Source organism: Salifodinibacter halophilus (assembly GCA_012999515.1).
GTDB classification, from domain to species: domain Bacteria; phylum Pseudomonadota; class Gammaproteobacteria; order Nevskiales; family Salinisphaeraceae; genus Salifodinibacter; species Salifodinibacter halophilus.
The window spans coordinates 1-250 of record JABEEB010000486.1 but is presented as its reverse complement, the minus strand read 5'-3'; the positions used below and the strand labels follow the sequence as shown (position 1 = coordinate 250).

1 protein-coding gene is annotated in these 250 nt (G+C 68.8%); it reads left to right on the top strand.

What is annotated here, in order from left to right:
- Nucleotides 1-250 (top strand): hypothetical protein (locus HKX41_12560; protein ID NNC24967.1); only part of this gene is annotated, 250 nt, incomplete at both ends.

Here is a 250-nt window from a genome sequence, read left to right as displayed (position 1 = left end):
CCTGTCCGGCGGCGCGTCGGCGATCTACGGCTCCGACGCCGTGGCCGGCGTGATCAACGTCGTGCTCAAGACCAACTTCAACGGCGACAAGCTGACCGTGCGCGGCGGCACCACCACCACCGGCGGCGGCGACTTCGGCGACGTGCAGTGGGTCGGCGGCCGTTCCGGCGACAACTGGAGCGTCACCTACGCGTTGGAGTACTTCGCCGACGAGCCGGTGTGGGCGTTCCAGCGCAGCTTCATGGATTCG